The following is a 7,406-nucleotide window of genomic DNA, read 5'->3' as shown; positions in this document are numbered from 1 at the left end:
GCCAGGGAGGCGGCCAGCGGCGCGGCGTCCTGCGGGGCCGGCTCGAGCGTCACGATCCCGGCGCGGCGCTCCGGCTCGCGAGGCGTGACGACGGGGACCTCGTAGCGGTCGGCGAAGAAGATGACGTCGGCCGTGCGCGCGGCGAGCTCTGCCTCGATCGTCGCGACGCCGACATCGGCGATCTCGCGCAGTGCGGTCGTCAGGCGCGCGAAGGCGAGCGTGTCGTACCCCGAGACCGCGAACGCCTGCGCGGAGGGCACGGGCGGTGGCACGACATCCAGCGGCAGATCGCCCTCGACGCCTCGGAACCCGGAGAGGATCGGCGCGATGCGCTCGAGCGCGCGATCGCCGAACCACGCGAACCCGGTGCCGCGGCCCGCGCGAAGCCACTTGTAGCCGTGCCCGCACACGACATCGGCCGCCGAGTAATCGGCGTCGACCACGCCGAAGCCCTGGATCGCGTCGACGATGAGCAGCCGGTCCGGGCCGATCGCATCGCGGAGCGCGGGAAGGTCGGCGCGGTACCCGGTGCGGAAGTCGACGAGGCTCACGGCCAGCGCACGGGTGTCGTCGGTGAGGGCATCGCGCACCACGTCGGGCGTGATGAGGCCGTCGGCCGGCTCGAGCCACTGGAGCTCGATCGCCCCGAGCGCCTCGGACGCGCGCGTCGCGGCCACCGTGAGGCTCGGGAACTCGCCGCGCCCGAGCATGAGCCCGCCCGACAGCCCGTAGACAGCGTGCATCAGGCCGTAGGTCGTCGACGGCTGCAGCGCGACGTGCGCGGCGTCGGAGCCGAGAAGCTGCGCCACGAGCTCGCGTGCCTCGTGGACGTGGGCGTCGACGAGCTCGATGCTCGAACGGCGACCCGAGCCGAGAAGCTCGGTGTCGCCCTGCGCCTCGGCGCGTACGGCCGGTGAGAGCGGTCCGAACGCGGCCCAGTCGAGGTACCCGGGTTCCCCATCGAACGACGCCAGATACGAGTCCAGATCCGTCACGCGGATCATTCTGACAGAACGCCCGGTCCGGCGTCCGAGCGCACCTATCCCCCGAACCGGCGGTCCCGCGACGCGAAGTCGCGGATCGCGCGGAGGAAGTCCACCTCACGGAGGTCGGGGCCCAGCGCCTCGACGAAGTAGAACTCCGAGTGCGCCGACTGCCACAGCAGGAAGTCGCTGAGGCGCTGCTCGCCCGACGTGCGGATGACGAGGTCGGGGTCGGGCTGACCGCCCGTGTAGAGGTGCTCGCCGATCTGCTCGGGAGTGAGGCTCGCCGCGAGCTCCTCGAGCGACCCGCCCCCGACCTGATGCTGGGCGATGATGCTGCGCACGGCGTCGACGATCTCACCGCGGCCGCCATAGCCCACCGCGAGGTTGACGTGCAGTCCGCGATTCTCACCGGTGCGGCGCTCCGCGTCGGCGAGGACGTGCGCGAGATCGGCGGGCAGCGCGTCGGCGCGGCCCACATGCTTGACGCGCCAGTCCCGCTCGTGCGACAGCTCGTCGGCGAGCTCGGCGATGATCTCGATGAGATCCGACAGCTCGCGGGAGTCGCGCTTGTGCAGGTTGTCGTTCGACAGGAGGTAGAGCGACACCACGCGGACGCCGACGTCGTCGCACCAGCGCAGGAACTCGCGCATCTTCGCGGCCCCGGCCCGGTGGCCGTGCGCGGCCGAGGCGTAGCCGAGCTGCCGCGCCCAGCGACGGTTGCCGTCGATCATCATCGCGACATGTCGGGGAACGGTCGCGGGATCAAGCCGTCGACGCAGGCGGTTGATGTAGAGGCGATAGAGGGGCCCTCTGCCCTCGTTCGCCGACCCACGCGCCACACGCCTACGCTACCCCGGCGCGGCCCCGTACCCTAGCGTGACACCGGGGGCCGGCGCCAGCGCGTCCTCATGTTCCCCTCCGGGCATGCGTCGCGGCCTACGCTGGGCACATGAGCCGCCGTCGCCGCCTCCCGGAGGCCCCCGAAGTCCCCGTGCTGCCGCTCATGGACGCCGCCGCGGTCGACGCGGCGACTCCCGAGATCAAGCCGTCGTGGCGCGGCTGGGTCCACGCCGCGACGTTCCCCCTGGCCGTCGCCGCCGGCGTCGTTCTCATCGTGTTCGCCGAGGGCGCGCCGGCGAAATGGGCGTCGGCGGTCTTCATGGCGACGTCGCTGCTGCTGTTCGGCAACTCGGCGATGTACCACCGCTTCAACTGGAACCCGAAGACCAAGTCGGTCCTCAAGCGGATCGACCACGCGAACATCCTGCTGCTGATCGCGGGCACGTACACGCCGATCGCGACGCTCGCGCTGACGCCCGAGAAGGGCCTCCTGCTGCTGGTGCTGGTGTGGAGCGGCGCCCTGCTGGGCATCCTGTTCCGCGTCTTCTGGATCAACGCGCCGCGCTGGCTCTATGTCGCGCTCTACCTCGCGCTGGGCTGGGCTGCGGTCATGTACCTTCCCGACCTGTTCCACGCGAATGCGGCGATGATGATCCTGGTGATCGTGGGCGGTCTGCTCTACACCGGCGGCGCGGTCGTCTACGCGCTCAAGCGGCCCAACCCGTGGCCCGGCCACTTCGGCTTCCACGAGATCTTCCACGTGTGCACCGTCCTGGCCTTCCTGTGCCATTGGACGGCGTGCCTGCTCATCGCGCTCGACCCGCTGTCACCGTCGCTCGGACTGCCCGGCTGACCCCGCGCGGCTTCGCCGCTTCGACGGCGACGGATGCCTCGGCTCAGCGCCCCGCGGGACGCTCGTCGTCGCGGGGGTCGACGTTCTGGTCGTCGGCAACCGTCGCCTCGACGGCATGGGCTGCCTGCTCCTGGGCATCCAGCTCTTCGCGGATGTCGGAGCGCACGCGGCCGCGGCGGATTCGGCGCATCATGTCCCACACCAGGAACACCACGGCCAGCGCGACCAGCGCCGTGATGACGAAGCCCCACACGCCGGGGGTCACCAGTTCGGGGTCGACCTGGGTGGGGGTCGGCGTCGGAGTCGCCGCGGCATGGAGTGCGGCGAGCGCGTGGTGCATGGGTGTCCTCGCTCTGCTCGCCGTGCGAGCCGTCGGGGTGTGTCGTCGGCCGCACGCGGGAGCGCATAGCCTGGACTCCAGCCTATTCTTCCGGCGGATCCCCCGAGACTCAGGAGCGGAATGACGACGCAGGACATGCTCGACGACCGCTACGGTCGCCGTCGCTCGCCTTCCCGTCGCTGGCTCCTCGCCATCGGAGCCCTGGTCGCCGTCGGGGCGGTCGGCTACGTCGGCTGGTCGATCGTGCAGAGCACGCTCGACGCGGTCGACGCCGACACGACGTCGTTCGAGGTCGTCGACGAGCACTCGGTCTCGCTGGGGTTCCAGATCACCTCTCCCCCCGGCCGGGATGTCGCCTGCGCGATCGAGGCGCAGGACGAGGAGCACGGCGTCGTCGGCTGGCGCGTCGTCGAGATCCCGGCGTCCGAGCTGCACGCCCAGGCGCTGCGCGAAGTGATCCCCACGACGGCGCTCGCCACCACGGGCTTCGTCAACTCCTGCTGGGTCGTGTCGCCGTAGCGCCGAGGTTTTGCCCGAATCGGCGGGGTGACGTAGTCTGTCGTGACTGCAGTCGATCCACGCCCTGGCCGTGAGCCGGGGCGTTCGGTTTATCGACCGTCCCCTGCCGACCGAAGGAGTCAGCCGTGTCGAATGACGCCCCCGTGACCTTCCTGACCCAGGATGCCTACGACCGCCTCGCTGCGGAGCTCGAGCAGCTCTCGACGACGGGCCGCGAAGAGATCGCCAAGCGCATCGAGGCGGCCCGCGAGGAGGGCGACCTCAAGGAGAACGGCGGCTACCACGCCGCCAAGGACGAGCAGGGCAAGCAGGAGGCGCGCATCCGCACGCTGCAGCAGCTGCTGAAGACCGCCAAGGTGGGCGAGGCCCCCGAGAGCACCGGCGTCGTCGAGCCCGGCACCGTCGTCACGGCGGTCATCGCGGGCGGCGAAGAGGTGTTCCTGCTCGGCAACCGCGAGATCGCGGCAGGCTCGGAACTCGACGTCTACAGCGAGGCATCCCCGCTCGGCGCGGCCATCCTCGGGCGCAAGGAGGGCGAGAAGACCTCGTACACCGCGCCCAACGGCCGCGAGATCGCCGTCGAGATCGTGAAGGTCGAGACCTACAACGGGCAGTGACCGCCCTCCGCGCGGCGCGCCCGCGCGGAAGGACTGCTAGTCGGGCACGACGGTGGGAGTGAAGCCGGCCTCGTCGAGCACGGCGATGACATGCGCGCGGTGCTCCTCGCCGCGGGTCTCGACACTCAGCTGAAGGAACACCTCGCTGATCTGCAGTCCCTGGCCGTGCCGCGTGTGCAGCACCTCGATCACGTTGGCGCCGGCGATCGCGAGCAGCTCCGATACCCGTGCGAGCTGTCCGGGACGATCCGGCAGCGGGATCCGCAGGGTCATGTACCGCCCGGATGCCGCGAGCCCGTGCGCAACGACGCGCTGCAGCAGGAGTGGGTCGATGTTGCCGCCCGACAGCACGCTCACGGTGGGTCCGCCGGCGACCACCTTGCCGGCGAGGATCGCCGCGACCCCGACGGCGCCCGCCGGCTCCACGACCTGCTTGGCACGCTCGAGCAGCACCAGCAGCGCCCGCGCGATGTCGTCCTCCGACACCGTGACGATCTCGTCGACGAGATCGCGGATGATCTCGAACGGCAGGTCGCCCGGGCGGGCGACGGCGATGCCGTCGGCGATCGTGGGCTTGGTGGCCGTCTCGAGCGGGTGCCCGGCCGCCAGCGACGGCGGGTAGGCGGCGGAGTTCTCGGCCTGCACCCCGACGACGCGCACGGTACGGCCCTCCACGGCGGCGCGCGCCTTCACCGCAGCGGCGACGCCCGCGACGAGGCCCCCGCCGCCGATGCCGAGCACGACGGTGTCGAGATCGGGCAGCTCGTCCATGAGCTCGAGGCCGAGCGTGCCCTGACCGGCGATCACGTCGGGGTGGTCGAAGGGATGGATGAACACCGCGCCCGTGCGCTCGGCGAACTCGGCGGCCAGGCGCAGCGGCGTCTCGACGGTCGCGCCCTCGAGCACGACATCCGCCCCGTACCCGCGGGTCGCCAGGAGCTTGGGCACCGGCACGCCGAGCGGCATGAAGATCGTCGCGGAGATGCCGAGGGCCTTCGCCGCCAGCGCGACGCCCTGGGCGTGGTTGCCGGCCGAGGCCGCGACCACGCCGCGGGAGCGCTCCTCGGGCGTGAGGCGCGACAGGCGGTACGTCGCGCCTCGGATCTTGAACGACCCGGTGCGCTGCAGATTCTCGAGCTTGAGGTGCACGGGCACCCCGAGCACGTCCGACAGGTGCTGCGACGCGTCGAGCGGCGTGCGCGAGATGACGCCGTGAAGCGCGGCCGCGGCATCCTCGAAGTCCTCGAGGGACGGCGCGGCCGACGTGCCGGGGTGGGTGCGGGAGGCTGCGGTGGTCATGCGCGGGCCCTTCTCGTGCGCGGCACGGTGCTCCAGATGAGGTCGCCGTGCGGTATCTCGCCCGTCTTCCAGGCCTTCTGACCGAGGTACACGGCGACGACGTTGACGAAGGCCGCGATCGGCACCGCGAACAGGGCGCCCGGGATCCCGGCGATCATCGCGCCGCCCGCGACGACCAGCACGACCGCGAGCGGATGCACCTTGACCGCCGAGCCCATGAGGAGCGGCTGGAGCACGTGCCCTTCGAGCTGCTGCACGCCCAGCACCACGACCAGCATCCACAGGGCGATCCAGGGTCCGTTGTACACGAGCGCGAGGAACACCGCGACGGCACCGGTGAGCACCGCACCGACGATCGGGATGAACGCGCCCAGGAAGACGAGGACCGCGATCGGGATCGCAAGCGGAACCTGGAGCAGGAACGCACCCAGGCCGATGCCGACTGCGTCGATCGTGGCGACCAGCAGCTGCGTGCGGGCGTAGTTGACGACGGTGGTCCAGCCGGCGCGGCCGGCGCCGTCCGCGGCGGGTCGCGCCTTCTCGGGGAAGAGCCGCACCGTCCACCGCCAGATGCCGGCGCCGTCGGCGAGGAGGCACAGCAGGATGAACAGCGACAGCAGCGCCCCGGTCGCGACGTGACCGAGAGTCGTGCCGATCGCCAGCGCCCCCGACCACAGCAGCTCGGCCTGCTCCTGCAGGAACGCCCAGCCCTGGTCGAGCAGCCCGTCGATCTGCTCCTCGGTCAGATGGAGCGGCCCGTCGATGAGGTACTGCCGGAACTGCTCCACGGCGGTCACCGTGCTGCCCTGCACCGACTTCCACTCGCGTGCGATCTGCCATCCGACAAGCCACAGCAGCCCTGCCACGATCGCCAGCGTGCCGATGACCGACACCACGATCGCGAGCCACTTGGGCACGCGATGACGCAGCATGAACGCGAAGGCGGGCCACAGGAGCGCCGTGACGAGGATGCCGACGAGGAGCGGGATGACCAGCAGCTTCAGCTGGATCACGAGCCAGATCGCGACGCCGATCGCGGCGGCGACCACGATGAACCGCCACGAGTAGGCGGTCGCGATGCGCAGGCCCTGCGGGATCGAGCCCGACAGGTCTGTCGAGACGATGCGGTTGCGGTCGCGGATGGCGTCGAAAAGCGAGCCGCGGGGCTTGTCGTCGGGGCCGCTCATCCCGCCAGTCTAGGCGCGTCGCATGCCGCGGCGGTCATGTGTCGGAGCGACCGACGGGCCGCTTCCTGCCCGGTTCCGCAGCGTCGTGGAGGAGCCCGGTCGGCATGTCGGGGCCGCTTACTATGCTGACGCCGTGAGATCGTCACTCAGCGCAGCGGAGGCCCGCCGGATCGCCCTCGCCGCCCAGGGGTTCGCCAAGCCCCGACCCGCGACGGCCGGCACGCGTCAGCTGAAGGCCGCGCTCGCGCGCATGGCGACGCTGCAGATCGACTCGGTCAACGTCTTCGCGCGGTCGCACTACATGCCGCTGTTCTCGCGGCTGGGCACGTACGACACCGCGACGCTCGACCGGCTGCTGTTCGCGCGGCGTCCGCCGTACGTCGAGTACCTCGCGCACGTCGCCGCCTTCGTCCCCGCGGCCGACTGGGGCCTGTTCCGCTTCCGGATGGACGACATGCGGGCGAAGTACGGGTCGCAGCCCGGCGGATGGTTCGACACGCACCGCGAGATCGTCGACTGGGTCCGCTCCGAGCTCGCCGAACGCGGACCGCTGCGTCCCGCGCAGATCGAGCACGACGCGAAGAAGGGCCCGCGGGGCCCGTGGTGGGACTGGGATGTCGTCAAGCACGCGCTGGAGTACATGTGGATGTTCGGCGAGGTCGCGATCGCCGGTCGCCGCGGCTTCGAGCGCCGCTACGCGCTCGCCGAGGACGTCATCCCGGCCGACGTCCTCGCCGCGCCCGTGCCGCGCGACGACGCCGTGCG

General features: G+C 71.3%; 9 protein-coding genes. 4 read left to right on the top strand and 5 right to left on the bottom strand.

Annotated features, from left to right (window positions below):
• Both EIO58_RS09630 and EIO58_RS09625 read right to left on the bottom strand, forming a co-directional pair.
• Window positions 1–995 (bottom strand): aminotransferase class V-fold PLP-dependent enzyme (locus EIO58_RS09630; protein ID WP_127819355.1); only part of this gene is annotated, 995 nt, incomplete at its 3' end.
• Between the two features lie 44 nt (window positions 996–1,039).
• The gene (locus EIO58_RS09625; RefSeq protein WP_127819354.1) at window positions 1,040–1,825 is read right to left on the bottom strand and encodes an isoprenyl transferase; all 786 of its coding nucleotides are present in this window, start codon (window positions 1,823–1,825) and stop codon (window positions 1,040–1,042) included.
• A 110-nt stretch (window positions 1,826–1,935) separates the two neighbouring features.
• Between EIO58_RS09625 and trhA the strand changes: the two genes are divergently transcribed.
• Window positions 1,936–2,679 (top strand): PAQR family membrane homeostasis protein TrhA, encoded by a 744-nt coding sequence (gene trhA / locus EIO58_RS09620; protein ID WP_240658691.1) that lies wholly within the window; start codon window positions 1,936–1,938, stop codon window positions 2,677–2,679.
• Between the two features lie 43 nt (window positions 2,680–2,722).
• On the opposite strand, the gene EIO58_RS09615 is transcribed toward trhA, so the two are convergent.
• A complete protein-coding gene (locus EIO58_RS09615; RefSeq protein ID WP_127819353.1) occupies window positions 2,723–3,019 on the bottom strand; it encodes a hypothetical protein in 297 nt (98 codons plus the stop codon).
• A 120-nt stretch (window positions 3,020–3,139) separates the two neighbouring features.
• On the opposite strand from EIO58_RS09615, the gene EIO58_RS09610 reads away from it, so the two are divergent.
• Both EIO58_RS09610 and greA read left to right on the top strand, forming a co-directional pair.
• The gene (locus tag EIO58_RS09610; protein ID WP_127819352.1) at window positions 3,140–3,538 is read left to right on the top strand and encodes a DUF4307 domain-containing protein; all 399 of its coding nucleotides are present in this window, start codon (window positions 3,140–3,142) and stop codon (window positions 3,536–3,538) included.
• A 125-nt stretch (window positions 3,539–3,663) separates the two neighbouring features.
• Window positions 3,664–4,155 carry a transcription elongation factor GreA gene (gene greA, locus EIO58_RS09605; protein ID WP_127819351.1) on the top strand — a complete coding sequence of 164 codons (492 nt, stop codon included), beginning with the start codon at window positions 3,664–3,666 and terminating at the stop codon, window positions 4,153–4,155.
• Between the two features lie 36 nt (window positions 4,156–4,191).
• On the opposite strand, the gene ilvA is transcribed toward greA, so the two are convergent.
• Together ilvA and EIO58_RS09595 are read right to left on the bottom strand one after the other, a co-directional pair.
• On the bottom strand, window positions 4,192–5,454 hold the full coding sequence (ilvA, locus tag EIO58_RS09600; RefSeq protein ID WP_127819350.1) for a threonine ammonia-lyase: 1,263 nt from the start codon (window positions 5,452–5,454) through the stop codon (window positions 4,192–4,194).
• On the bottom strand, window positions 5,451–6,641 hold the full coding sequence (locus EIO58_RS09595) for an AI-2E family transporter (RefSeq protein ID WP_127819349.1): 1,191 nt from the start codon (window positions 6,639–6,641) through the stop codon (window positions 5,451–5,453). Before EIO58_RS09595 ends, ilvA begins: the two co-directional genes overlap by 4 nt.
• Window positions 6,642–6,774: 133 nt before the next feature.
• Here EIO58_RS09595 and EIO58_RS09590 point away from each other — a divergent pair.
• Window positions 6,775–7,406: DNA glycosylase AlkZ-like family protein (locus tag EIO58_RS09590; protein WP_240658689.1), on the top strand; the 632-nt coding region annotated here is incomplete at its 3' end.

This window comes from Microbacterium sp. CPCC 204701 (assembly GCF_004010105.1).
Taxonomy (GTDB): Bacteria; Actinomycetota; Actinomycetes; order Actinomycetales; family Microbacteriaceae; genus Microbacterium.
The sequence above is the reverse complement of the archived record's forward strand: the minus strand, read 5'-3'. Positions and strand labels throughout refer to the sequence as shown.

What these genes read in the sequence shown, in the direction of transcription:
- ilvA (WP_127819350.1), bottom strand. Translation starts at nt 5,454, where the DNA reads ATGACCACCGCAGCCTCCCGCACCCACCCCGGCACGTCGGCCGCGCCG.
- trhA (WP_240658691.1), top strand. Translation starts at nt 1,936, where the DNA reads ATGAGCCGCCGTCGCCGCCTCCCGGAGGCCCCCGAAGTCCCCGTGCTG.
- EIO58_RS09595 (WP_127819349.1), bottom strand. Translation starts at nt 6,641, where the DNA reads ATGAGCGGCCCCGACGACAAGCCCCGCGGCTCGCTTTTCGACGCCATC.
- EIO58_RS09615 (WP_127819353.1), bottom strand. Translation starts at nt 3,019, where the DNA reads ATGCACCACGCGCTCGCCGCACTCCATGCCGCGGCGACTCCGACGCCG.
- EIO58_RS09610 (WP_127819352.1), top strand. Translation starts at nt 3,140, where the DNA reads ATGACGACGCAGGACATGCTCGACGACCGCTACGGTCGCCGTCGCTCG.